Origin of the sequence: Rahnella sp. ChDrAdgB13, from assembly GCF_017655185.1 — a bacterium.
GTDB lineage: Bacteria > Pseudomonadota > Gammaproteobacteria > Enterobacterales > Enterobacteriaceae > Rahnella > Rahnella contaminans.
Window position 1 is genome coordinate 161538 of record NZ_JAEMGT010000001.1, and the last position, 24632, is coordinate 186169.

Genomic DNA, 24632 nt, shown 5'->3' on the forward strand with positions numbered 1-24632 from the left:
AAATGAATATCAGTGATGTGGCGAAAAAAACCGGGCTGACCAGCAAGGCGATTCGTTTTTACGAAGAGAAAGGGCTGGTGACGGCACCGGCGCGGAGCGAGAACGGATACCGCCGCTATGTACAAAAACATATCGAAGAACTGACGTTGCTTCGTCAGGCACGGCAGGTGGGGTTTACGCTGGAAGAGTGTCAGGAGTTAGTGGCGTTATTCCATAATCCGGATCGCCACAGTGCAGATGTGAAAGCACGCACTTTAGAAAAGGCCGCCGAAATTGAGCGGCACATTGAAGAACTTCAGCTGATGCGCCAGCGCCTGCTGACGCTGGCGGAATCCTGCCCCGGCGATGACGGCGCAGACTGCCCGATAATCGATAATCTTTCTGGCTGTTGCCACAAACACTAACGTCAGGCGTTACTGCGCAGGGCGTTCTACGCGCAGCGTCGCGCCCTCGACACCGGTAATTACCACTTTATCACCGACTTCCAGCGGCGAAGCGCAGGACGCCCGCCAGCTGCTGTCGCCGATTTGTACCCGCGTATACTGATTTTTCAGCGGTTCGAGCACGGTGGCGTAAGTACCTACTAACTGCTGTCCGCGCTGGTTCAGCGCCGAATTACCGCTGGTTTTGTCCGTGCGCTGATTCAGCCATTTCCACCACAGCCAGGCGGCGATAATGGTCAGAAGCGCAAACGCCACGCCCTGCCATTCCCACGGCAGCGGCAAAATCCACGTCACCAGCCCGACCAGCGCCGCCGCTACGCCACTCCACAGTAAGTAACCACTTGCTCCTACCAGCTCTGCCGCCAGCAACAGGCCGCCCAAAGACAGCCAGAACACATGCGGACTTGCCATGAAATCGCGAAGCATTATTTGCCGCCTTTGGTTTCTTTCAGCAGCTCAGCAATCCCGCCAATCGAGCCCATCAGGCTGGTGGCATCCAGCGGCATCATGATGACTTTGCTGTTGTTCGCCGAGCCTATTTTGGTCAGCGCATCGGTATATTTCTGTGCCACGAAGTAGTTAATGGCCTGAACATCCCCGGCAGCAATCGCTTCAGAGACCATTTTGGTGGCCTGCGCTTCCGCTTCTGCCGCACGTTCGCGGGCTTCAGCTTGCAGGAACGCCGACTGACGCTCACCTTCGGCTTTAAGGATCTGCGACTGTTTTTCACCTTCCGCACGCAGGATGGCGGACTGACGAACGCCTTCGGCTTCCAGAATGTCGGCACGTTTTGTACGTTCCGCTTTCATCTGTGCGTTCATCGCAGAAATCAGTTCAGCCGGTGGACGCACATCACGGATTTCGATACGCGTAATTTTCACGCCCCATGGATTGGTGGCTTCATCGACGATATGCAGCAAACGTGCGTTGATGTTGTCGCGTTGTGACAGCATTTCGTCGAGCTCCATCGAACCCAGCACGGTACGGAAGTTGGTCATGGTCAGGTTCACGATCGCCTGTTCCAGATTGCTGACTTCATAGGCGGCACGCGCCGGATCAATAACCTGGATAAAACACACAGCGTCGATGGCGACATTGGCGTTATCCCGGGAAATCACTTCCTGAGAGGGGATATCCAGAACCTGTTCCATCATATTGATTTTGCGGCCAATGCGGTCAACAAATGGCACAACCAGGTTTAGCCCCGGCATCAGGGTTTTGGTATAACGGCCAAAGCGCTCTACGGTCCACTGGTAGCCCTGTGGCACGATTTTGATCCCGGCGTAAACCACCAGCAGCGCCAGTACGATCAGAATAAGGATAGGAATGGGAATGAGGTCAAACATAGTATGAAACTCCTGTAAAACTGTGTCCTGAATATTCCGGCGGAATATTCGAGTAAAAACATGTCCCTGGCGCACTCCCCGAAAGTCAGGCGCGTGCGCAATTGTCGCACAAATAACTTACGCGTCGTATTAATAAAGGATAGTTCAGGGGATAAAAGGCAGGGGAAAAGGCGAAAAAAAACGCACGTCAGGAAGGGGGGAATGCCCGACGCGCGTAAGAAATTTTTAGCGTGAATCAGTACAGCAGGGAATATAACTGGCGACGATATTTAGCCGCCAGCGCGTCGCCGGTGCCGAGTGCCGCCATGATATCCATCAGCGTTTTGCGTGCCGCGCCGTTTGCCGCACCTAAATCTTTTTTTAGCGGAGCCATCAGCAGTTCCAGCGCTTCTTCGTTACGCCCGACCTGATGCAGTTGCAGGCTGAGTTTAACCACCAGCTCGGCGTTGTCAGGATCCTGCTGTAATTCCTGTTGCAGCAGCTGAATTTCAGGGGTGTCAGCCGCCTGTTTCAGTAGTTCAATCTGGGCAATCAGCCCCTGATAACGGGAATCTTTATCCTGCAAGGGAATGGTGGCCAGCACGGCTTCCGCGTCGTCGGAACGGTTCAACTGAATCTGAACTTCCGCCAGCGTCATCCCGATATCACTGCGGTAGTTGCTCACTTGCCATGCATCTTTCAGCAGCGGAAGGGCATCGGCGAAGTTACCTTCTTGTATCAGTTCCTGCGCCTGAGCCAGTTTCAGCTCTTCTTCTTTCGGCAGGACTTTCTGCAGCAGTTCGCGGATCACTTCTTCCGGCTGCGGCCCCTGGAAACCATCCACCGGCTGGCCATCTTTGAACAGGTAAACCGCCGGGATAGAACGCAGGCCAAACTGCTGGGCAATCATCTGCTCGGCATCGCAGTCCACTTTCGCCAGAACCAGCTGACCGGCATATTCCGCCGCCAGTTTGTCGAGAATTGGCCCCAGTTGCAGGCAATGCTGGCTGCGCTCAGACCAAAAGTAGAACATCACCGGCACCGACATGGATTGTTCCAGCGTCTGATGCAGATTGGTTTCGTTGATATCGATAACAGTAGGTTGTGCAAGCATGAATTCTGTCTCTCTCGCGCTAAGGCTCAAAGTCATTTAAAGCATTAAATACCAGATGGGGGCAGGTTTTACGGCTTCAACCCCCGGCTCTGTTTACTTAGCTGTTTCCGCGCAATATTTTGTCCAGCAAACGCGAAGGTAAAAGGCGTTTCAACACAGTGAGCACATGGGCGACCAGCGTAACCGGATACCGCAGACGTGCCTTCGGGTTTTCTAAAGCATGGTGCAATTTCGGCAAAACGGCCTCCGGCGGCAGCGTAAAACGCCGCGCGATCCCCGGGTTTTCGACCGGCCGGTCGGCCTGTGACTGATTCACGTTAGCCGTAAAGTTGCTGCTCAGCGGGCCGGGTTCAATCAGGCTCACCTGGATGCCCGTGCCGTGCAACTCCATGCGTAACGTATCTGACCAGGCTTCGAGCGCGAATTTGCTGGCGGCATAGGTTCCGCGGCCCGGCGTCGTCACCAGCCCCATCACCGAGCTGGTCTGAATAATGCGGCCTTCGCCGTGCGGCAACATTGCGGGCAGTAATAGCTGCGTCAACTGATGCGTGCCGAACAGATTGGTGGAAAATTGTTGCTCAAACTGCTCGCGGGTGATGGTGTTCAGCGGGCCGTAAACACCGTATCCGGCATTGTTGAACAGGCCGTAAAGACGATTGCCGGTCAGCGCGATAACCTCCGCGGCGGCAAGTTCTACGCTGTGTTTGTCATCAAGATCGAGCGCAATAGTTTCAAAACCGAGTTGGCTGAGCGTGTCGATATCTGCACTTTTACGGCAGGCGGCCAGCACCCGGTAGCCGCGAGCCCGTAAATCTTGGGCGGCAACCAGCCCTATTCCGCTGGAGCAACCGGTAATTAATACTGCTTTTTGCATAACTTTACCTGTGAGGTGTCCCTATTTTTCATGGCTGTGATTTACTAGGGAGTCGGGTGAAAAAGGTAACGTCTTGGTTTTAATCACGTCACGGTATTATTTATTGTAACCCTACTGCGTCACCAGCGGCGCGAGTTTGTCGGCCATCCAGTCGGCGATAAAAGGCTGTGCCGCCAGTGCGGGATGCAAACCGTCGTCCTGCATCCACTCGGGTTTTGCGGCGACCGGCTCCATAAAGAACGGCACCAGCGGGATGTTTTCCTGCTTCGCCAGCGCCGGATAAATGGCGTAGAACGCATCACCGTAACGGCGGCCATAATTTGGCGGCAGGCGGATTTGCATCAGCAGCGGTTCGGCGTTGGCCTGTTTTACCTGACTGATAATCTGCGTCAGAGTTTGTGAAATGTTTTGTGGCGGAAAGCCGCGCAGTCCGTCATTCGCGCCCAGTTCAATCAGCACCCAGCGCGGATGATGTTGTTGCAGCAAAGTCTGTAAACGGGCCAGCCCCTGTTCGGCGGTATCTCCGCTGATGCTGGCGTTAATAATCGTGGGTTTATCCCCTTCTTTTTGCCACTTATTATTGAGCAACGACGGCCAGGATTCGGCTACCGGAAGGCGATAGACGGCGCTTAAACTGTCGCCGATAATCAGTAAGTTATCAGCAGCTATGGCGCGAAAACTCAGCAATCCCAACAACATAAGGAAGGGGAGATGCCAGCGGAAAACGTTCTTGAAGTTCATCATCTTAGTAAGCACGTCGGTCAGGGTGAAGGACAGCTCACCATCCTGTCCGGTGTCGAGCTGGTTGTCAAACCTGCCCAGACAATTGCCCTGATTGGCGAATCCGGTTCCGGTAAATCGACGTTGCTGGGGATCCTCGCCGGACTCGACGACGGCACCTCGGGCGACGTGATGTTGCTCGGCAAATCCCTGAACTCTCTCAATGAGGAAGGGCGCGCCGCACTGCGGGCAAAAAACGTCGGATTTGTATTTCAATCCTTCATGCTGGTGCCGACGCTAAATGCGCTGGAAAACGTGCAACTTCCGGCGTTGTTGCGCGGTGAAAGCGACAGCAACAGCCGTCAGCAGGCGGTGCAGTTGCTGGAAAGTCTCGGGCTGGGCGGGCGTTTGAATCATCTTCCGGCGCAGCTTTCCGGTGGCGAACAGCAACGTGTGGCGCTGGCGCGTGCGTTTATCGGCAAACCTAAACTTCTGTTCGCCGATGAGCCGACCGGCAATCTGGATCGCGCCACCGGCGAACGTATCGTCGATCTGCTGTTCTCACTGAACCGAGATGCGGCCACCACGCTGATTCTGGTCACGCATGACGAACAACTGGCGGCGCGTTGTCAGCGGCGTCTGCGTCTGCGTGACGGGAAATTGTGGGAGGAAGCATGATCTGGCGCTGGTTCTGGCGGGAATGGCGATCGCCTTCGCTGCTGATTGTCTGGCTGGCGCTGACGCTGGCGGTGGCCTGCGTGCTGGCGCTGGGCAGTATCAGCGACCGCATGGACAATGGGCTGAGCCAGCAAAGTCGTGAGTTTATTGCGGGAGACCGCGTGCTGCGTTCTTCTCATCCGATTACTGAAGCCTGGTTGCAGGATGCCGAAACGCAGGGGCTGAAAGTCAGCCGTCAGCTCTCTTTCATGACCATGACCTTTGCCGGAAACACGCCGCAGCTGGCGTCGGTAAAAGCCACTGATCTGGCGTATCCATTATACGGGGCGTTGCAGACGGAACCGGTGGGGCTGAAACCGCAGCCGGGAACCGTGCTGGTGGCACCCCGTTTGCTGGCGCTGCTGAACGTGAAAGTGGGCGATGATCTGGATGTCGGCGACAGTACGCTGAAAATTGCCGGTGTGATTGTTCAGGAACCGGATGCCGGTTTTAACCCGTTCCAGACCGCGCCGCGCGTAATCATGAATCTTGATGATGTGCCGAAAACCGGCGCGGTTCAGCCGGGCAGCCGCCTGACGTACCGCTATATGTTTGCCGGTTCCCCGCAGGCTATTCAGACCTACGGCGACGCCATTAAAGGGCTGCTGAAACCCGATCAGCGCTGGACCGGCATGGAGGATTCCGAAGGCGCGCTGGGCAAATCATTACAGCGTTCACAACAATTCCTGACGTTGTCAGCCCTGCTGACGCTGATGTTGTCGATTGCCGCCATTGCCGTGTCGATGGGGCATTACTGCCGAAGCCGGTACGATCTGGTGGCAGTGCTGAAAACATTAGGCGCCGGGAAAAAGGCGCTGCGAAAACTGATTATTGGTCAGTGGCTGGCAGTTCTGGTACTGGCGGGAATTTGCGGCAGCATCGTCGGACTGGCCTTTGAAGCCGTTCTGATGAAAGTGCTCGCGCCGGTTCTTCCCGCACAATTGCCGCCTGCCGGTGGCTGGCCGTGGGTCTGGTCGATGGGCGCAATGGTCGTGATTTCACTGCTGATTGGCATCCGTCCTTACCGTCAGTTGCTGGCCACCCAACCGCTGCGCGTGCTGAGAAATGACGTTGTGGCGAACGTCTGGCCGCTGCGCTATTTCCTGCCGGTGATGGTGCTGGTGGTCGTCGGGTTACTGGCGGCGCTGATGGGCGGCAGTTCGCTGCTCTGGTCACTGCTGGCGGGCGTGCTGGTGCTTTCGCTGTTGCTCGGTGTGATTGGCTGGGGCGCTTTGCTTTTGCTGCGCCGCCTGACGTTCCGCCAGCTTCCGTTGCGTCTGGCGGTCAACCGTCTGCTGCGACAGCCGTGGGTAACGCTCAGCCAGCTGGCGGCGTTTTCCATGTCGTTCATGCTGCTGGCGCTGTTGCTGGTGATGCGCGGGGATCTGCTGAACCGCTGGGAGCAACAGCTTCCGCCGGACAGTCCGAACTTCTTCCTGCTCAACATCACCAAAGAGCAGGTTCCGCAGGTGACGGATTTCCTGCATCAGCATAACGCGCAGCCGGAAACGTTCTATCCGATTGTACGGGCGCGTTTGACGAAGATTAACGGCGAAGCCGCGACGGACAAAATCAAGCCGGACGATGCGGGCGGGGAAGCGGTAAACCGTGAACTGAATCTGACCTGGATGGACGGATTGCCGGATCATAATCCGCTGACCGCAGGTAATGGCGCACCGAAAGCGGGTGAAGTGTCCATCGATGAAGGGCTGGCCGGACGTCTCGGACTGAAAATCGGCGATTCGGTGACCTTCACCGGCGATACGCAGGATTTCACCGCTAAGATTACCAGCCTGCGAAAAGTGGACTGGGACAGCCTGAAGCCGAATTTCTACTTTATCTTCCCGACGGGCGCACTGGATGCCCAGCCGCAAAGCTGGCTGACCAGTTTCCGTTATCACGGCGATGACAGCACCATTACGCAACTGAACCGTCAGTTCCCGACGCTCAGTTTGCTGGATGTCGGTTCGATTCTGCGGCAGGTCGGACAGGTCTTACAGCAGGTCAGCCGGGCGCTGGAAGTGATGGTGATTCTGGTGATGCTGTGCGGCGGTTTGCTGTTGCTGGCACAGATTCAGGTCGGGATGCGTCAGCGCCGTCAGGAGTTGATCGTTTATCGCACGTTAGGCGCGAGTAAAAAGATGCTGCACCGTACTCTCTGGTGCGAATTTGCGGTTCTTGGACTCGTGGCGGGCATTGCGGCGGCGATAGGTGCCGAAGTGGCGTTATGGTTGTTGCAGCGAAAAGTGTTTGATTTCCCGTGGGAACCGGATTACCTGATGTGGATCGCCGTTCCGGTGGTCAGCGCGTTGCTGCTGTCTGTCTGCGGAGGCTGGCTGGGTGTACGGTTGCTGCGGGGGCGGGCGCTGTTCAGGCAATACGACTCGTAACCGTCATACTTCGAGCCACAGGTGCGTTGGCTGCGTTCAGTCACCCGAATCACTTACCTGAGTAAGCTCATCGGGATTCCTTGACTTGCCGCCTTCCTGTAACTCGAATTATTTAGGTTACCAGAGCATCTCCTTTTAATAAGGAGGTGCTCAAATCAAATCTTTTCAACTGCCCATTCAATGCCGCTGGCATATTCGGCCGGCAGCATCGGGATCAGTGCATTCAGGTTTTCTTTCAGCAGGCTGGCGCTGGCATCATTGAGATTCAGGTGTCCGACTTTACGACCCGGACGCACGTCTTTCTCGTACCAGTGCAGATTGACCAGTGGCAGGTTCAGCCACTGTTCTGACACATCCGTGCCAATCAGATTCACCATCACCGACGGCGTACTGACCACCGGTTTCGGCAGCGGCAGACCGAGTATGGCGCGCAGGTGCATTTCAAACTGGCTGTAGGATGCGCCGTTTTGCGTCCAGTGCCCGCTGTTATGTACGCGCGGAGCCAGTTCGTTGATGAGCAAACCTTCGCTGACCACGAAACATTCCATCGCCATCACGCCGACATAATTCAGTTCGTTCAGAATCGCCGACAGCATGCTTTCAGCCTGCTGTTGCAGCGCAGCGTCCGGCTCCGGCAGTGCGACGCTGGTGCGCAGAATACCGTCCTGATGCAGATTGTGCGTCAGCGGATAAAAAACGGTTTTCCCGTCGTGACCACGCGCACCTACCAGCGACACTTCACCGGAGAAATTGATGCCCTGCTCAACGATGCATTCGCCGTAGCAATCTTGTGGCAATGTATTTTCTTCGCCGGAACGCAAGCGCCACTGACCACGACCGTCATAACCGCCGACGCGACGTTTCACAATCGCCAGTTCGCCAAGCTGTGAAAAAACCTGCGGCCATTGTGCGGCATCTGCCAGCAATTGCCACGGCGCAGTCGCCAGACCGAGCTGGTCGAGCAACTGTTTCTGCGTCAGGCGATCGGCCAGACGCGGGAAAATATCGCGGTTAACGAACGCATTATGCGTTGCCAGTTCGCGGGTCAGCGCGGTTTCCGGCCAGCGTTCGATTTCTGCGGTAATGACGCTTTGCTGAAAAGGTACGGCCTCCGGTTCGGCATCAAGTCCGACCGGATAAACGGCAATGCCCAGCGGTTCACCGGCCTGACGCAGCATTCTGCCTAACTGACCGTTTCCGAGTACGCAAACCGGTTTCATGCTTCCTCCCGTGGATCGGGATTATTCAGCACTTCATCCGTTTGTGCGACACGCCACGCGGCCAGATTTTTGGCAATTTCAGTATCATGCAGCGCCAGAATTTGTGCCGCCAGCAACGCAGCGTTAGCGGCACCCGCTTTACCAATTGCCAGCGTACCGACCGGAATACCGCGCGGCATTTGTACGATGGAATACAGGCTGTCGATGCCGCTCAGGGCCGCGCTTTGCACGGGCACGCCGAGCACCGGCACCAGCGTTTTCGCCGCCAGCATGCCTGGTAAATGCGCCGCGCCGCCTGCGCCTGCGATGATCACATCAAAACCATTGGCCGACGCCTGTTCAGCAAAGGTGAACAATTTGTCCGGCGTGCGGTGTGCGGAGACGATATCGACATGGAAAGGAATATTCAGCGTTGTGAGCACTTCGGCGGCGAACTGCATGGTCGCCCAGTCACTTTTAGACCCCATAACGATGGCGATTTTTGCCGGGGTAACGTTGGATGACATGTCTGTATAGCTCCTGTGATTCGGATTTAAAGCGTGTGAGGGCGCAAATGATATCACGCTCACGAAGCAAGGAAAACGGTTGCGTAGCCGGAATACGGTGCATTTTTGATGAGAAGTGCGCGACAGATTTGTATAATCCCAGCCACGATAATATTCGCCATCCCCACTGGAAACTGAACTATGACGCAGGCTTTACTGGCACCGATTTATGATTTTCTTCACTGTGAAACACCTGCGTTATGGGTGGATGTGGCGCTGGAAAATCAGACTGTCATGCTGATTGACCACGCTAACTGTGAAAAGAAGGCGGCGGCCACGGCGATGAGCCTGATGACCAAATATCTTGAGCGTACCGAGTTGCTGTTTTGCGCGGCACGTCTGGCGCGCGAAGAGCTTCATCACTTTGAGCAGGTGGTGGAAATCATGCAGAAACGCAATATTACTTATACCCAGCTTTCACCGTCGCGCTACGCCAGTGGCATGATTAAACATACCCGCCATCATGATGACCTGAATATTCTGGTGGACCGTCTGATTATTGGTGCGTACATCGAAGCGCGTTCCTGCGAGCGATTTGCCAAGATTGCTCCGCATCTCGATGAAACCCTGTCACGCTTTTATACGTCGCTGTTGCGCTCAGAATCACGCCATTTTGCCGATTATCTGGCGCTGGCCGAACAGTATGCGGGAACCGATATCAGTGAACGGGTGGAGGAGTTTGGCAGGATTGAAGCGGAACTGATCTTAACGCCAGATGAACAATTCCGCTTCCACAGTGGAGTCCCAGTCTGCGGGCTTAAAACGGGAAGCTGATCAGTTCCACGTTACCGGCGGTGACTTTCACCATCGAGCCTTCTTCGTGCCATGCGCCGAGTACTACGCGGTGGCCGGTTTTATTTTCTAAAGGCACATCATGAATAGCCGGGCGGTGCGTGTGCCCGTGGATCATCCACTCGACGCCTGCCGCCTGCATTTCACTGATCACCGCCTGCGGATTCACGTCCATAATTTCCAGCGATTTTCCCTGATTAGACGCTTTGCTGTTGGCGCGCATTTTTGCGGCAATCGCCAGCCGCCATTTCAGAGGCAGCATTAGGAATAATTTCTGGATAAACGGGTTATGAACTTTTTTGCGGAAATTCTGGTAGGCAACGTCATCGGTACACAGCGTGTCGCCGTGCAGGATGAGCACGCGGCGGCCATAAAGCTCGAGAACTTTTTTCTCTGGCAGCAGCGTCATCAGGCTTTCACGCGCAAAACGTCTGCCGAGCAGAAAATCGCGGTTACCGTGGATGAAAAAGCAGGGCACGCCTTGCTGGCGGAGCTGGTTTAACGCCGCAGCGATTTCTGCGTGTAACGGTTCCGGGTCATCGTCACCAATCCAGGCTTCGAATAAATCCCCGAGAATGTACAGCGCATCAGCCTGCGGCGCATCTTCGCGAAGAAAACGCAGAAAACCGGCAGTGATTGCCGGTTCCTGTGCGCAAAGATGGATATCTGCGATAAAAAACGTGGTCATCCCGACGCTAATTATTCGCTGATGGTGACGCTTTTGATCACAACATCTTCTTTTGGAACGTCCTGGTGCATACCGCTGCGGCCCGTTTTAACGGCTTTGATTGCGTCAACCACGTCCTGACCTTCAACCACTTCTGCAAATACGCAGTAGCCCCAACCCTGCGCGTTTTTGCCGCTGTGGTTAAGGAAATCGTTGTCAGTAACGTTGATGAAGAACTGTGCGGTGGCAGAATGCGGATCGTTAGTACGCGCCATCGCCAGCGTGCCTTTGGTGTTTTTCAGGCCGTTATCCGCTTCGTTATCGATAGGTGCGTCGGTGTTTTTCTGGTTCATGCCTGGCTCAAAACCGCCGCCCTGGATCATGAAACCGTTAATCACACGATGGAAAATTGTGTTGTCGTAGAAGCCTTTACGGCAATAGTTCAGGAAGTTTTCAACCGTGGCTGGCGCTTTGTCAGCGAAAGTTTTAATGACGATGTCGCCGTGGTTGGTGTGGAAAGTGACCATAATTATCATCCTGCTAATGTTGATGTGTGCTCTCTGTAAGAGTCGTTACTATAGCCTTTTCTTATACCATAACTCAAAAGTTGCCGTCAGCAGCGCCTTTGTGACCACTAAAGCCCGTCCGGCGGCCTTATGCCGTTTCGGTGAAATCATTTTCGTTATATTATGGCCGTTAGTGTCGCTTAACTGCGCCAACGTCATTTTCTACGCCCAACACACGGAATAGCCTGATGCTGAAGATTTTTAATACCCTGAGTCGCCAAAAAGAGGAATTCAAGCCAATTCATGCCGGTAAAGTCGGGATGTACGTGTGTGGGATCACTGTTTACGACCTGTGTCATATCGGCCATGGCCGCACCTTTGTGTCTTTCGATGTGGTATCGCGTTACCTGCGTTACCTCGGTTATGACCTGAAATATGTGCGTAACATCACCGATATCGACGACAAAATCATTAAACGTGCCGCTGAAAATGGCGAAACTTTTATGGCATTGACCGACCGTATGATCGCCGAAATGCACGCGGATTTTGCTGCCCTGAATATTCTGCCGCCGGATTCTGAGCCGCGCGCGACCGGACACATTCATGAAATCATCGATATCGTGCAGAAGCTGATCGACCGCGATCACGCTTATGTCGCCTCCAATGGCGACGTGATGTTCTGGGTGGAAAGTGATCCGGATTACGGTGTGTTATCCCGTCAGGATTTGGATCAGTTGCAGGCTGGCGCACGCGTCGAAGTTGAAGCTAACGTGAAGCGTAATCCGATGGATTTCGTGCTGTGGAAAATGTCCAAACCGGGCGAACCGAGCTGGACCTCTCCGTGGGGCGAGGGCCGTCCGGGCTGGCACATCGAATGTTCTGCGATGAACTGCAAGCAGCTGGGCGCGCATTTTGATATTCACGGTGGCGGTTCAGACCTGATGTTCCCGCACCACGAAAACGAAATTGCGCAGTCAAGCTGCGCACACGACGGCCCGTATGTGAACACCTGGATGCACTCCGGCATGGTCATGATTGACCGCGAAAAGATGTCCAAATCACTGGATAACTTCTTTACCGTGCGCGATGTGCTGAAATATTACGATGCGGAAAGCGTGCGTTACTTCCTGATGTCCGGCCACTATCGTAGCCAGCTGAACTACAGCGAAGAGAACCTGAAACTTGCGCGTACCTCGATGGAACGTCTGTACACCTCTCTGCGTGGTACTGACGCCAGCGCAACGCCTGCTGGTGGCGACGCGTTTGTGACGCGTTTTCGTGCGGCAATGGACGACGATTTTAATACGCCGGAAGCCTATTCCGTGCTGTTCGATATGGCGCGCGACATTAACCGTCTGAAAACGGAAGATATGGCGGCGGCAAACGGTCTGGCAGCAGAACTGCGTCAGCTGGCGGGCGTGCTCGGTTTGCTGGAGCAGGATCCGGAGCAGTTCCTGAAATCCGGTGCGCAGGCAGATAATGACGATGAAGTCGCTGAAATCGAAGCGTTAATCAAACAGCGTAACGATGCCCGCGCCAGCAAAGACTGGAGCATGGCGGATAAGGCGCGCGACCGCCTGAATGAAATGGGTATCGTGCTGGAAGATGGGGCAAACGGAACCACCTGGCGCCGTAAATAATCTCCTTCAGACTCCATTTTTTTGGAGATGCAAGATCTCAACAGCCTCCTTTCTGGAGGCTTTTTTATAAGGACTGTCCTGTGACTCAAATGCTTCTGACGTATCAGCCTCCGTATGACTGGCAGTGGATGACCACGTTTCTTGGCGCACGTGCCTTGCAGGGCATCGAGCAGCAGGACGGCGAATTTTATCAGCGCACACTGGCGGTGATGCACAACGGCGTGCGGCTGAGCGGCTGGTTGCGGTTGCGTCCTTTGCCGGACCTTAACAGTGTCGAACTGGAGGTTTCGCCGTCGCTGGCTCCGGTTGCAGAAAATGTAGCGCAGCAGGTGCGGCGGTTACTGGATCTGGATGCGCAGCCATTACTGATCGCTGAAGGTTTAGGTCCGCTGGCCGAAAATGCCGTGGGACTCCGTCTGCCGGGCTGTATAAATCGTTTTGAGCTGACGGTGAGGGCGATACTGGGTCAGCTGGTCAGTGTGAAAATGGCGGCAACGCTGGCGACGCGGCTGACGGAAAAATGGGGCGAACCGCTGAGCACGCCTTTTGCGGCGCTGACGCATCTGTTTCCGTCTCCGGCGGCAATCGCGAAATTAACGGTCGATGATTTACGCGGTATCGGTGTGCAGGCCAAACGCGCGGCGTGCCTGATTAATATTGCACAATCGGTGGAAGAAGGGCGGTTGCCGCTCGATGACATTACCGATGTGCAGGAAGGTGTCAGACAGTTGCTGGCGATGCCGGGCATTGGCAGCTGGACGGCGAGTTATGTGGCGATGCGCGCGTGGTCTGCGCCGGATGTTTTTCTGGGCGGCGATTATCTGATTAAGCAGCGCTTTCCCGGAATGACGCCGGGGAAAATCGCCCGTTACGCCGAGGTCTGGAAGCCGTGGCGCACTTACGCCACGCTGCATTTATGGTTCAACAATGACTGGCAGCCTGATTTGCCCTGATTATTCCGTTCCGTTCTGAGGCGGCGACACGGATTGCGGGGCGTGGGCGGTTGCGGTTTTCTGGTCGGCTTCGTATTTGAAAACCTGCCCGCGGCCGTTACGTTTGGCGGTATAACAGGCCATATCGGCCTGCGCCATAAATTCACTGCCGCTGATGTGCGGATTACAAATTTGCGTCAGCCCTGCGCTGGCGCCGATGCGGTACATTTTCCCTTCCCACATAAAGTGGTACGCGTTGATCTTATCCACCAGTTGCTGAACCATGCCGAGCCCTTGTTCCATCGGACAATCAAACAGAATCAGCGCAAATTCATCACCACCCAGACGCGCGAGACGATCGCTGTTGCGGATATGTTCCTGCATCAGCGTGCTCAGCTGACGCAACAACTCATCGCCCGCTGCGTGGCCCGCACTGTCATTGATCGCTTTGAAACGGTCGAGATCGATAAACGCCAGCGTGTGAACCTGATGACGCGTCGCCGTCAGGTTTAGCGCTTTTTTCAGGCTCGATTCAAAACTGCCGCGGTTAGACAGGCCGGTCAGCAAATCGTGGGACGCGCTGTAGCTGAGTTTGCGCATCAGCTCGCGGGATTTACTGACGTCCTGAAGTACCAGCACGATACCGATCGGCTCATCTTTCAGCGTGCGCAGCGGCGAAACGGCCAGCTGGACATCAAACAAACCGGTGTCGTGGCCGTGCAGCACGAGGGAACGTTCCACGGAAGAGTGCAGGTTTTCGTTGATATCAAATTGCAGCAGGTTGTCGATAAGCGGCCCGTCCGGCCCTTTGCTGATCAACACGATCCGGTTTACCGGCTGCCCCTGCGCCTGCTGCTCTGACCAGCCGGTCATTTTCTCCGCCACCGGATTCATGAACGTAATATTCATATTCCGGTCGGTGGAAATCACGGCTTCATTGATCGAATTCAGGGTGATGTGCAGCAGCTCTTTTTCTTCATGCAGCGCTTCAGACAGCCGTTTGTTGGTCATTTCCGTGTGTTTGAGTTCGTTAATATCCTCAATCTGAGAAATGAAATACAGCGGGTTGTGGTGTTCATCACGCACCAGCGAAACCGCCAGCAAAGCCCAGACGAGTTCACCATTGCGGCATAAATAGCGTTTTTCCATGGTGTAGCTCTGGATTTCATCATCGAGCAACTGCTTGAACAACGTGAGATCTTTGCCTAAGTCTTCCTGATAGGTTATTTCCTGAAACGACAGCGTAGTCAGATACTCTGCTTCATAACCCAAAAGGTTGCACAGCGCCTTGTTGACCTGGAGCAGTTTTCCCTGCGGAGAAACCAGTGTCATTCCGATGGCCGAATATTCCATGGCGTTACGAAAGCGGTTTTCGCTCTGGGTAATGTGTGATTTCTCCATGCGCAAGGAATGCATGGCCATGGCCATTGCATTAGCTGGCATCAGGATCAGCAGCAGCGGCAGGAAAATTAACCCCTGCGGGATTTGCATCACTGTATGGGGCTGAACGTTGATAATCCCGCTGGTGTGCAGCAGGGCAATCATCAGCGTCATCGAAAGGAAAATAATAAAGGCTTCAATACGCGGCAGGCGGATGGCGCACCACAGCAGCGGAATGGTGATAAACGCGAAGGTGTAAGGCAGCCATTTCAGTGCGAGAAAACCGGCGATCAGCGTCAGAATCAGTGTCAGAGCCAGCTCAAAAAAACGCTGAGAAGTGAGATTTTTGCTGAAATATCCGCGCTGATAAATCAGCCCCAGCGGCGTGAGTGCCAGGATCGCCACGGCCTCAGACATAAACCAGGTTGCAAAACGGTTTTGCAATTCGCCTGGTGAATGAATGTGCAGGATGAACAGCATCATGATCACCGAACTGACCAGCGGGCAGAAAACCACGGCAATCAGCAAAAACTTCACCCAGGAACCGAGACCGGAAAGCGGATCCCGCTGTGGCAACATCCGGCGCAACAATACTGCACACAAAGACGCTTCAATCAGGTTGTTGAGCAGATAAGGAAAATAGCGCGGGAACGGCGTGCCCATGACTGCATGGGCGGCGGCAATGCCCAGAGACGCGGCGCAAAGCAACGTCAGCCACTGGCGATAAGGGTGATGAAAAAGGACCGGGATAAGCAACGCAGTGGGCAGCCATAAACCCGCCAGGCTCGACTGTCTCTGAATAACGTTCATGCACGCAAGCGCCAGCAGGCAGATAGCAATACCTAAAAGCAGGGGGGCTTTCCAGTCTGCCCTGTGAACTATGAGAGAAGGTGGTTGGCTTCTTTCCACGATGAAAACCCTTTTCTGACCGGCGGCGAATGACAAACAAATGCGGTAATAGCTGTTGTTCTATTTTTTACTCGTCGCGGCAGTGTGGGGATCGCGCGGCGGCATGTAATCAGTATCGGAAAATCAGAATGAATTATTAATATAAATTCTACATTACGGTGTAATAGATAACGAATATTCCGGCCCGAAAGCCGGAAAGTGTGCGTCAAAGCAAGAAAATAGTGGCAAGGCCCAGGAAGATAAAGAAACCGCCGGTGTCAGTCAGCGCGGTGATCATCACGCTGGAACCCACGGCAGGGTCACGGCCAAGGCGAACCATGGTCAGAGGAATAACCACGCCCATCAGCGCGGCCAGCAGGAGATTCAGCACCATCGCCAGCGTCATCACAGCGCCCATCTGCCAGTCGCTGTACAGCAGCCACGTCACCACGCCCATCAGCCCGCCCCAAACCAGGCCGTTGATCAGCGCTACACCCAACTCCCTGAACATCAGAAATCTTAGGTTACCGAGCTGAACATGGTGTAGCGCCAGCCCGCGGACAATCATCGTGATGGTTTGATTGCCGGTATTACCGCCGATCCCGGCGACAATCGGCATCAGCGCGGCAAGGGCCACAAGTTGTGAAATAGTATGTTCAAACAGGCCGATAACGCGCGAGGCGACAAACGCCGTACACAAATTGATAGCCAGCCAGGCCCAGCGGTTTCGTACGGCCTTTCTGACCGGAGAAAACACATCTTCTTCCGGGCTCAGGCCGCCCATCCGGCGCAGATTGCTGTCGGTGTCGTTATTCACGAAATCAACAATCTCTTCCACCGCCAGACGTCCCATCAGTTTGCCTTTTTTATCCACCACCGGGGCGGTAATCAGGTCATAACGTTCAAACGCGCTGGCCGCGTCTTCGGCCTTATCTTCCGGCTCAAAACTGGTGAAGTCGGTGATCATGACGTCAGAAACCGGCGTATGCGGCGGGTTCAGTAAAATTGTGGTCAGCGGGAGTTCGCCGAGCAGCGTATTTTTCCGGTCGGTAATGAATAACTTATCGGTCGCTTGCGGAATGGTTTTACGCAGACGAAGAAAGCGCTGCACGGTGCCCAGCGTGACATCCGGGCGAACGCTCAGCAGCTCGAAATCCATGATACGGCCCACGCATTCCTTGCTGAACTTCATGACTTCGCGGACTTTATCGCGCTGGCGCGGGTCGAGCGACGTCAGAACCCGGCCAATCAGGTCACGCGGAAGGTATTCGGCGAGATACACCTGATCGTCCACGTCGAGCAGCGACATGGTTTTGAGCAGGTCTTTATCGCTCATCTCTTCAATCAGGCTGTCCCAGACGGTTTCTGAAACTTCGACCAGCGCTTTACCGCGCGCCGACGGCTCAACCAGGCTCCACAACGCCAGACGTTCACGGATAGGTAATGCTTCCAGCACGTCGGCGACGTCCGCCGCATGCAGTTTTTGTACGCGCGCGCTGAGTTCGGCGGTGTTATCCATCAGCGTGGCACGCGTTGCGTCATCCACATCCAGGTCTTCGCCCAGAATGCTCTCAGCCAGATTGTCGGTATTCAGAAGGAGATCGAGGATCCTGCTGCGGCTTTCCGCCAGCTTTTGGCCGTAATTCTTAGGTTTTTCGGCAGACATTCGAGATCCTTATTCCTTGAAGTAACGGCAACTTTTCAGCGTGCCGGTACATGTTTTTTCGGGGGTCTGATCTCGTCGGGTTTCGGTTGGCGTTTCGGACTGTTTTTGGTTCTGATGATGCGTATACGCGCCGATAGCTGAGTAGACGAGACGGCCGAACAAAATAATGAAACTTATCGATAAAACGATTTTCGTCATCTTGATGTTGGATTTTCGAGACATAATTAAGATCGCTTAAGTGGTTCCTGGCTCCGGTAGCGGGAAAGAAAGAGGATAAATAATAATATTTACAATATATAACAGAACTAAACGGGCAACCAGATAATCAAAAAAAGCGCAAAAATGGCGATTTGACCTCCGGTGAAAGCCTCACTGCATAGAATTTTTCTCTTTGTTTCATGATTCTAATCCAAATAAGATTTTTCACTTCGTTCATCGCGTGATTAATTTGTTTTGGATGATTTTTAGTGAAAATCGTAAAGATTCTGTTTAATGATCTGCATCAAAGGATTTAAGATAAGTCGCATTAGAATCCAGCCATAATTTAAATATCTGCGACCAGGCTTTCGTCAGCTGTATTCTTTTCTTCCGCATTTTTTCTGTGAAATGACATTTTTACAATGATAACGGAGAGCGGAGCTGTCGCCACTGCTGCCGGATTGCCTGACGTCCGTGACATCCTAAATCACTCACCGCTGCATGAACCTCATGCGCAAACGTAGATGGACTTGATGCGTAAAAATTTCTCCTGGCATGACCTGCGCCACAAATGGTGGGGACTTCCCGTTATTTGCGCGCTGGTATTGATTCCAGTGACGTCATGGCTTTCGCCGATCATTATGCTGCCGGAAGGCCGGACGTATCTGATCTACATGCCGCTGGCAACGTGCGTTGCCTTATTGATGGTATTTGACTGGGCGGCTTTCCCGGGCATTGTCCTCACGCTTTTCCTGCGTTATTACCTGCGTGTCGGTTTTGACATGAGCGTGCTGATGACGGTGATTTATTTCACGTCACTGTTTCTCGCATGGCTGGGTTATCGCTGGCAGGCCGGGAACCGCTGGTCGGCTCCGTTGGGATTAATGACGCTGGCGAAAGTTCGTGTTGGCTGGCTGCTGATTTTTCTGACGTTCTTTTTTATGATCGTCTTGCAGATTGTCGTGGAAAGCGGGCTTTTACCCGGTTATCTGGGCATGGCGACCGCAGAGTTTGTCACCCTCAGAACGCTGGTCAATTTGCAGGCAATGATTTTAGGGATCTTGCTTAACTCTCACGTTATTTATCTGGTTATCCGCCTGATCCGTCAGCCACGTTATTTCCGCGTGTTGCGCATGATGTTGAGAAAACAGCGTGCGCCGGGCGTGAAACGTCTCGAAGTGCTGCTGTGGTTTGTTGTGCTGACCTTCATGGTGACGTTGCTGTGCATTCCGGGGCTCAGCGAGCCGTTTACCAAGATTTTGCTCAGCGACTATACGCTGACACTGCTTTTCCCGGTGCTGCTGTTCGGCGCGCTGCGTTATGGCTATTACTTCATCAGCATCGTCTGGACGGTTACGCTTACCGTCTTATTCAATAACTATCAGGGTTTTATCTCTGAACACGGGTTTACACATAATCTGGTCTTTGTTTCTGCGCTCATGCTGGTTTATACCGTGACGCTGTTACTCATGTCGGTGCTTTCTTCCCGTCAGCGTCTGCTGATGAAAAAATTCAGCGCCGCGGCGTTGCAGGATCCGGTCTTTGGCCTGCCCAACCTGCGCGCGTTTAACCGTGATCTGGCCCGTCATCCGCGCTCAATGTTGTGCTTCATCCGCGTTTCGGACATGGATGTGCTGAGCCGCAACTACGGCATGCAGTTGCGTATCCAGTTTAAACAGCAACTGGCGCTGGGGCTGAATCCTTATTTGCAGGACGGTGAGCGGGTTTACCACCTGCCGGGATATGATTTGGTTCTGCGTTTAAACTGCGAAGACGCCGATAAAAAGCTTCAGTATTTGCATGATTATCTGGAAGATTTCCGGCTGATCTGGAACGGTCTGCCGCTGCATCCGAACATCGGCTTATCCTATTGCACAGTCTATTCCCCGGTTGAGCATTTGCCGATTTTGCTCGGCGAACTCAGTGGTATTGCGGAAGTTTCCCTGACCACCGGTCAGCCAGAATCCAATAAAAGCGACCACAGTCAGGTTCAGCTGGAGATTAAAGAGAAAGTCGACATGCTGCATAAAATCCAGCGTGCCCTTGATGACGACCGCTTTGTGCTGATGGCGCAGCCGATACTGGGCGTGCGCGGCGACAGTTATCATGAGATTCTGCTGCGCCTGTTTGATGGTGAACAGGAATCACTGGTGACGCCGGATAAATTCCTGCCGGTGGTGCATGAGTTCGGTCTTTCTTATCAGATGGATATGTGGGTTCTGCGGCACACGCTGATGTTTATTCATCAGAACCGCGTGCGTCTTCCCAGCCTGCGTTTTGCCGTGAACTTTACACCATCCACGCTGTGCCGCCCGACGTTTACCCGCGATTTTAAAACGCTGATGCTGGAATTTGAGATCGAACCGTTCCAGATCGTTTTAGAAGTTACGGAATCGCATCTACTTCAAAACATGAAGTATGCGGATTATGCGATGCGTGAACTGCGCTCTTATGGCTGCCGGATTGCGATTGACGACTTCGGCACCGGTTACGCCAGTTATGGCCGCCTCAAGGCGATTCAGGCTGATATTTTGAAGATTGACGGCAGTTTTGTGCGCAACATGCTGACTGATCCGCTGGACGGATACATTGTGCAGTCAATTTGTCAGGTGGCGCGCATGAAACATCTGTCGATTGTGGCGGAATACGTGGAAACCGAAGAGCAGAAAGCGGCACTTCACGCACTGGGCGTGGATTATATGCAGGGGTATCTGGTGGGCAAGCCTCTGCCGCTGGCCTCGCTGCTGGAATTTCAAAAAAACTGATTTATCAGTACGCTGAAAAGTTAAAAGCCCTCTGAGCATAAAATGCCAGAGGGCTTTTTTATTGTCCGGATTTATTTGTCAGAAGGCTCAGCGTCTTCTTCTTCGAGCATCAGTTTCCAGCCCGTGACATCGTTCCAGTAGCTTTGTTCGCGTTCGAAATCGAGCTGAACCAGGTTATTCTGGGCCAGATATCCCGCCGGGAAACGCAGCGTCCAGTGATTATCATCGGTCGATAACCGCAGGGATTCCGGCGTGGTTGTCGACTGGCGCTGGTTGTTGAGCAACGCGCCCAGACGCAGCAGCTGAATCAGCGGAATATAATGCTTCTTCTTAAACAAATTCAGGCGCGGCAGTTCTTCGAGCTTGATGGCTTTGCGGTGAAAACGCACCAGCGTCGCCAGCAGCGTTTGCTGTTCCTGATTAAAGCCCGGCAAGTTGGTATTTTGCAGGATATAAGAAGAATGCTTGTGCATGCCGGTGTGGTTGATGCTCAGGCCGACTTCATGCAGCATGGCGCTGAATTTCAGCAGAGATTCGAGCTGCGGCTGTACCAGTTTGGTATTTTGCGCCAGCCATTGGGCATACAACTGTTCGGTCGTTTCCAGCACGCGGCGCGCCTGTTCCCGGTCGATATTGTAATGCTCGGCCAGGCTTTTCGCCGTGCGGGTGCGGATATCCTGATGACGGAACCGGCCTTCCATTTCATACAACACGCCTTCACGCAGCGCGCCGTCGGAAAGGCGTAATTCTTTCACCGCCAGCGCATCAAACACGCCGCGCAGAATCGCCAGGCCGGGAACGAATACCGACTGACGATCTTCTGATAAGCCCGGCAACTCCAGCGCACTGAAATTCTTAAAGTTCAGCACGGCTTCGGTCAGCATTTCCAGCCGTTCAGGGGTAATCAGACCGTCTTTTTCACCCATTTCGACCAGCACTTCATGGGCGGCTTTGATACTGCCTGAGGCACCCAGCGCATACTGCCAGCCTTGCAGACGATACTGCCACGCCAGTGTTTCGAGTTTCTGTGCGGCGGCGAGTTGTGCGCGTTTGAAATTGCTGCGGCTGATTTCACCGTCGGGGAAAAACATCTGCGCAAAACTGACGCAGCCCATGCGGCGGCTTTCGGCCAGTAGCGGCTCGAAATCTTCGCCGATGACCAGTTCAGTCGAACCGCCGCCAATGTCGACCACCAGCTTGCGGCCTTTTTCAGGTTGCGTGTGTTCAACGCCCATAAAAATCAGACGTGCTTCTTCCTGACCGGAAATAATTTCTATCGGATACGGGATTACTTCGGCGGCGCGCTTGAGGAATTCCTCAGCGTTCACCGCCTGACGCAGCGTATGGGTTCCAACGATAGTGACGTTATTTTCCGGAAAACCCTGCAGGCGTTCAGCAAATAAAGCCAGGCAATCCAGCCCGCGTTGAATGGCTTCTTCACTGAGCACATTTTTATTGTTGAGGCCATCGGCCAGGTGAACGCGCTGTTTCAGGCGTCCCAGCACCTGCAATGCGTCGTTAACGACGCGGGCGATCACCATATGGAAACTGTTCGATCCGAGGTCGATCGCAGCAATTTCCTGTGGCTTGGCATTCAATGGGCTGCTGCTTTTAAGGGGCATAGTTGTGTAACGCTCCAGGGGTTCAGGCTTGCTGACTTTGTTGTTCCAGATCTTTGAGATATTCGTAAATCGCCAGTTGTGCGCGCACTTTGCGACGATTTCCGCGTGGAACATACCGGTTGCTCAGTTCTTTATCAATCACTCTGGCTTTTACCGTGTCGCTGAACAGCAGTTCGAGAATGTCCAGAACGCGCTGTTTCAGGCGCGGATCGAGCAGGGCGACAGCCACTTCAATGCGGTAATCAATATTTCGGGTCATCCAGTCAGCGGAAGACAGGAAGACTTTGGTATCGCCGCCATTTTCAAAGACATAAACGCGATCGTGTTCAAGATAGCGGTCGATGATACTGGTGACCTGAATGTTTTCGCTGAAGCCGGGTAAGTTGGGCACCAGTGAACACATGCCGCGGATCAGCAGGCGGATTTTGACGCCCACATTCGACGCGACGTACAGACGATCAATCAGCCCTTTGTCCACCAGATTGTTGATCTTCAGCGTAATGCCGCCGGTTCCGCCAGCCTGCACGTTGGCGATCTCTTTGTCGATCAGGCGGTAAAGCATGTCGCGCGAGTTTTGCGGCGACACCATCAGATGTTCGAAAGAAACCGGGCGGTAAGGGTTTTCAATAAAGTTGAAGACGCGACGGACTTCGTTGGTGATACGCGCATCAGCGGTCAGCAGCGAATAGTCGGTATAAAGCCGCGCGGTTTTCTCGTTAAAGTTACCGGTCCCAATATGAGCATAGCGGACAATTTCATCGCCTTCGCGGCGCGAGATAAGAAAGAGTTTTGCGTGAATTTTCAGACCCGGCGCAGAGAAAATAACGTGTACACCGGCTTCAGTCAGACGTTTCGCCCAGTGAATGTTAGCTTCTTCATCGAAACGCGCCTGTAACTCAACAACAACCGTCACTTTCTTGCCGTTATGCGCGGCGTGGATCATCGATTCAATAATGCGTGAGTCTTTAGCCACGCGGTAAATATTGATTTTTATCGATAAAACGTTGGGATCAAACGACGCCTGGCGCAACAGTTCGAGAACGTGCTCAAACGTGTGGTACGGGTAATATAGCAACACGTCCTGTTCACGAATGGCGGCAAAGCCGTTACGAAATTTATCGAACCACAAATGACGCAGACGTGGCAGAGGGCGGTTGACCAGATTGGCTTTGCCGACGTTCGGGAAACCAATGAAATCTTTAAAGTTGTGGTAACGGCCACCGGCAATTACAGAATCGTAGTTGGAAATACCGAGCTTGCCGCGCAGCAATTCCACCATTTCATCCGGCATGTCGCGCTGATAGACAAAACGCACCGGCTCAGCGGTCAGACGCTGTTTCAGGCTCGATGACATGAGTTCCAGCAGGCTGGATTCCATTTCTGTGACCAGATCGTATTCGGCGTCGCGGGTCATTTTCATCGAATAGGCATTCAGCGCATCGTAATCGAAGAAGCCTTTGAAAATGTCGTCGAGGCAATAACGCAGAATGTTATCCAGCAGGATCATCGGCTTGCGGCGGCGCGGCGCTTCCGGTGGCAGGTTAACGAAACGCGGAACTTTATCGGACGGGATTTCCAGCAGGGCGTAGTGAATCTCTTCGCCGCGGATAATTTCTACCGCCAGATAGGTGTAATCGTCTTTGAGGAATTGCACCAGATTGGTGTCGTGATTAATGAGGATCGGCGTAATGTGCTGGCGCAGCTGATGTTTGAAATACTGACGCAACCAGGCTTGCTGGTTTTCCGACACCTGACGCTCGTTAATCAGGAAAATTTGATTACGTGCCATTTCCAGCAGTAAATCGTTGTAGAGACTGTCAAATTCCTGATCAATGCGAAGCACTTTTGCCTGAATTTTTTTCAGCAAATGACGGGACGCGCCAAGAAAACCCTGTTCCTCACTGATGAGGATCCGCCGTTTTAAATCAGCAAAGCGGACTTTATAAAACTCATCCAGATTATTGGAGTAAATCCCTAAAAAACGCATCCTTTCGATCAGGGGATTACTTTTGTCTGCCGCTTCCTGCAACACGCGCTCATTGAAGGACAGCCAGCTTAGTTCTTTCTCGATATAAAGCTTTTCCTGACCCATTTTCACTCCGTTCATTTGGCTTACAACCTGGCCCATACAGGCAAATCGCCTGAAAAACACCGCAATTTAGCTCAACGTGATCTTCATGTTACCCGTCTGTTTCAAAGCCGGGCGCAACAGGAAGCCTTTTGTGAGA

Annotated in this window: 20 protein-coding genes; 7 read left to right on the forward strand and 13 right to left on the reverse strand. The window is 53.6% G+C overall.

From position 1 onward, the window contains the following. Positions 1-2 precede the first annotated feature (2 nt). Positions 3-404, forward strand: a complete 402-nt coding sequence (gene cueR / locus J8X26_RS00755; RefSeq protein ID WP_208949909.1) for a Cu(I)-responsive transcriptional regulator — start codon at positions 3-5, stop codon at positions 402-404. A gap of 9 nt (positions 405-413) precedes the next feature. Here cueR and J8X26_RS00760 read toward each other — a convergent pair whose 3' ends face one another. The 5 genes from J8X26_RS00760 to tesA form a co-directional block, all read right to left on the reverse strand. Further along, entirely contained in the window at positions 414-869 is a 456-nt protein-coding gene (locus J8X26_RS00760; RefSeq protein ID WP_101075535.1) for an NfeD family protein, read from the reverse strand. Continuing rightward, entirely contained in the window at positions 869-1789 is a 921-nt protein-coding gene (locus tag J8X26_RS00765; protein WP_152327915.1) for an SPFH domain-containing protein, read from the reverse strand. Before J8X26_RS00765 ends, J8X26_RS00760 begins: the two co-directional genes overlap by 1 nt. 235 nt (positions 1790-2024) lie before the next feature. After that, complete coding sequence (locus J8X26_RS00770; protein ID WP_152327916.1) at positions 2025-2882, reverse strand: co-chaperone YbbN; 858 nt, start codon at positions 2880-2882, stop codon at positions 2025-2027. Positions 2883-2979: 97 nt separating this feature from the next. Further along, complete coding sequence (locus J8X26_RS00775; RefSeq protein WP_208949910.1) at positions 2980-3756, reverse strand: SDR family oxidoreductase; 777 nt, start codon at positions 3754-3756, stop codon at positions 2980-2982. A gap of 111 nt (positions 3757-3867) precedes the next feature. Next, positions 3868-4497: a multifunctional acyl-CoA thioesterase I/protease I/lysophospholipase L1 gene (tesA, locus tag J8X26_RS00780; RefSeq protein ID WP_244370249.1), complete on the reverse strand. Its 630-nt coding sequence runs from the start codon at positions 4495-4497 to the stop codon at positions 3868-3870. Here tesA and ybbA point away from each other — a divergent pair. Further along, the gene (gene ybbA, locus J8X26_RS00785) at positions 4468-5154 is read left to right on the forward strand and encodes a putative ABC transporter ATP-binding protein YbbA (RefSeq protein WP_165059341.1); all 687 of its coding nucleotides are present in this window, start codon (positions 4468-4470) and stop codon (positions 5152-5154) included. The two genes, tesA and ybbA, sit on opposite strands and share 30 nt — an antisense overlap. After that, entirely contained in the window at positions 5151-7583 is a 2433-nt protein-coding gene (gene ybbP, locus J8X26_RS00790; RefSeq protein ID WP_208949912.1) for a putative ABC transporter permease subunit YbbP, read from the forward strand. Before ybbA ends, ybbP begins: the two co-directional genes overlap by 4 nt. Before the next feature lie 155 nt (positions 7584-7738). Here the strand turns inward: ybbP and purK are convergent, their stop codons facing one another. Both purK and purE read right to left on the reverse strand, forming a co-directional pair. After that, positions 7739-8803, reverse strand: a complete 1065-nt coding sequence (gene purK, locus J8X26_RS00795) for a 5-(carboxyamino)imidazole ribonucleotide synthase (protein ID WP_208949913.1) — start codon at positions 8801-8803, stop codon at positions 7739-7741. Continuing rightward, positions 8800-9309 (reverse strand): 5-(carboxyamino)imidazole ribonucleotide mutase, encoded by a 510-nt coding sequence (gene purE, locus J8X26_RS00800; protein ID WP_152327922.1) that lies wholly within the window; start codon positions 9307-9309, stop codon positions 8800-8802. Before purE ends, purK begins: the two co-directional genes overlap by 4 nt. A gap of 180 nt (positions 9310-9489) precedes the next feature. On the opposite strand from purE, the gene J8X26_RS00805 reads away from it, so the two are divergent. Next, the gene (locus J8X26_RS00805; protein WP_152327923.1) at positions 9490-10122 is read left to right on the forward strand and encodes a tRNA-(ms[2]io[6]A)-hydroxylase; all 633 of its coding nucleotides are present in this window, start codon (positions 9490-9492) and stop codon (positions 10120-10122) included. On the opposite strand, the gene lpxH is transcribed toward J8X26_RS00805, so the two are convergent. Further along, positions 10106-10828: a UDP-2,3-diacylglucosamine diphosphatase gene (gene lpxH / locus J8X26_RS00810; RefSeq protein WP_152327924.1), complete on the reverse strand. Its 723-nt coding sequence runs from the start codon at positions 10826-10828 to the stop codon at positions 10106-10108. The genes J8X26_RS00805 and lpxH overlap by 17 nt on opposite strands. An 11-nt stretch (positions 10829-10839) precedes the next feature. Next, complete coding sequence (gene ppiB, locus J8X26_RS00815) at positions 10840-11334, reverse strand: peptidylprolyl isomerase B (RefSeq protein ID WP_152327925.1); 495 nt, start codon at positions 11332-11334, stop codon at positions 10840-10842. Between the two features lie 227 nt (positions 11335-11561). On the opposite strand from ppiB, the gene cysS reads away from it, so the two are divergent. Together cysS and alkA are read left to right on the forward strand one after the other, a co-directional pair. Then, positions 11562-12953: a cysteine--tRNA ligase gene (gene cysS / locus J8X26_RS00820; protein WP_208949914.1), complete on the forward strand. Its 1392-nt coding sequence runs from the start codon at positions 11562-11564 to the stop codon at positions 12951-12953. 89 nt (positions 12954-13042) lie between these two features. Continuing rightward, positions 13043-13906: a DNA-3-methyladenine glycosylase 2 gene (gene alkA / locus J8X26_RS00825; protein WP_244370251.1), complete on the forward strand. Its 864-nt coding sequence runs from the start codon at positions 13043-13045 to the stop codon at positions 13904-13906. Here alkA and J8X26_RS00830 read toward each other — a convergent pair whose 3' ends face one another. Next, a complete protein-coding gene (locus J8X26_RS00830; RefSeq protein WP_208949916.1) occupies positions 13907-16174 on the reverse strand; it encodes a PAS domain S-box protein in 2268 nt (755 codons plus the stop codon). A 205-nt stretch (positions 16175-16379) separates the two neighbouring features. Further along, positions 16380-17819, reverse strand: coding sequence for a magnesium transporter (mgtE, locus tag J8X26_RS00835; RefSeq protein ID WP_208949917.1), 1440 nt, complete (start codon positions 17817-17819; stop codon positions 16380-16382). A 731-nt stretch (positions 17820-18550) separates the two neighbouring features. Here mgtE and J8X26_RS00840 point away from each other — a divergent pair. Beyond that, positions 18551-20782: an EAL domain-containing protein gene (locus tag J8X26_RS00840; protein ID WP_235937366.1), complete on the forward strand. Its 2232-nt coding sequence runs from the start codon at positions 18551-18553 to the stop codon at positions 20780-20782. Positions 20783-20853: 71 nt separating this feature from the next. On the opposite strand, the gene ppx is transcribed toward J8X26_RS00840, so the two are convergent. Continuing rightward, positions 20854-22404: an exopolyphosphatase gene (gene ppx / locus J8X26_RS00845; RefSeq protein WP_208949918.1), complete on the reverse strand. Its 1551-nt coding sequence runs from the start codon at positions 22402-22404 to the stop codon at positions 20854-20856. 22 nt (positions 22405-22426) lie between these two features. Continuing rightward, a complete protein-coding gene (ppk1, locus tag J8X26_RS00850) occupies positions 22427-24496 on the reverse strand; it encodes a polyphosphate kinase 1 (RefSeq protein ID WP_152327933.1) in 2070 nt (689 codons plus the stop codon). Positions 24497-24632: the final 136 nt, after the last annotated feature.

What these genes read in the sequence shown, in the direction of transcription:
- cueR (WP_208949909.1), top strand. Translation starts at nt 3, where the DNA reads ATGAATATCAGTGATGTGGCGAAAAAAACCGGGCTGACCAGCAAGGCG.
- J8X26_RS00760 (WP_101075535.1), bottom strand. Translation starts at nt 869, where the DNA reads ATGCTTCGCGATTTCATGGCAAGTCCGCATGTGTTCTGGCTGTCTTTG.
- J8X26_RS00765 (WP_152327915.1), bottom strand. Translation starts at nt 1,789, where the DNA reads ATGTTTGACCTCATTCCCATTCCTATCCTTATTCTGATCGTACTGGCG.
- J8X26_RS00770 (WP_152327916.1), bottom strand. Translation starts at nt 2,882, where the DNA reads ATGCTTGCACAACCTACTGTTATCGATATCAACGAAACCAATCTGCAT.
- J8X26_RS00775 (WP_208949910.1), bottom strand. Translation starts at nt 3,756, where the DNA reads ATGCAAAAAGCAGTATTAATTACCGGTTGCTCCAGCGGAATAGGGCTG.
- ybbA (WP_165059341.1), top strand. Translation starts at nt 4,468, where the DNA reads ATGCCAGCGGAAAACGTTCTTGAAGTTCATCATCTTAGTAAGCACGTC.
- tesA (WP_244370249.1), bottom strand. Translation starts at nt 4,497, where the DNA reads ATGAACTTCAAGAACGTTTTCCGCTGGCATCTCCCCTTCCTTATGTTG.
- ybbP (WP_208949912.1), top strand. Translation starts at nt 5,151, where the DNA reads ATGATCTGGCGCTGGTTCTGGCGGGAATGGCGATCGCCTTCGCTGCTG.
- purK (WP_208949913.1), bottom strand. Translation starts at nt 8,803, where the DNA reads ATGAAACCGGTTTGCGTACTCGGAAACGGTCAGTTAGGCAGAATGCTG.
- purE (WP_152327922.1), bottom strand. Translation starts at nt 9,309, where the DNA reads ATGTCATCCAACGTTACCCCGGCAAAAATCGCCATCGTTATGGGGTCT.
- J8X26_RS00805 (WP_152327923.1), top strand. Translation starts at nt 9,490, where the DNA reads ATGACGCAGGCTTTACTGGCACCGATTTATGATTTTCTTCACTGTGAA.
- lpxH (WP_152327924.1), bottom strand. Translation starts at nt 10,828, where the DNA reads ATGACCACGTTTTTTATCGCAGATATCCATCTTTGCGCACAGGAACCG.
- ppiB (WP_152327925.1), bottom strand. Translation starts at nt 11,334, where the DNA reads ATGGTCACTTTCCACACCAACCACGGCGACATCGTCATTAAAACTTTC.
- cysS (WP_208949914.1), top strand. Translation starts at nt 11,562, where the DNA reads ATGCTGAAGATTTTTAATACCCTGAGTCGCCAAAAAGAGGAATTCAAG.
- alkA (WP_244370251.1), top strand. Translation starts at nt 13,043, where the DNA reads ATGCTTCTGACGTATCAGCCTCCGTATGACTGGCAGTGGATGACCACG.
- mgtE (WP_208949917.1), bottom strand. Translation starts at nt 17,819, where the DNA reads ATGTCTGCCGAAAAACCTAAGAATTACGGCCAAAAGCTGGCGGAAAGC.
- J8X26_RS00840 (WP_235937366.1), top strand. Translation starts at nt 18,551, where the DNA reads ATGCGTAAAAATTTCTCCTGGCATGACCTGCGCCACAAATGGTGGGGA.
- ppx (WP_208949918.1), bottom strand. Translation starts at nt 22,404, where the DNA reads ATGCCCCTTAAAAGCAGCAGCCCATTGAATGCCAAGCCACAGGAAATT.
- ppk1 (WP_152327933.1), bottom strand. Translation starts at nt 24,496, where the DNA reads ATGGGTCAGGAAAAGCTTTATATCGAGAAAGAACTAAGCTGGCTGTCC.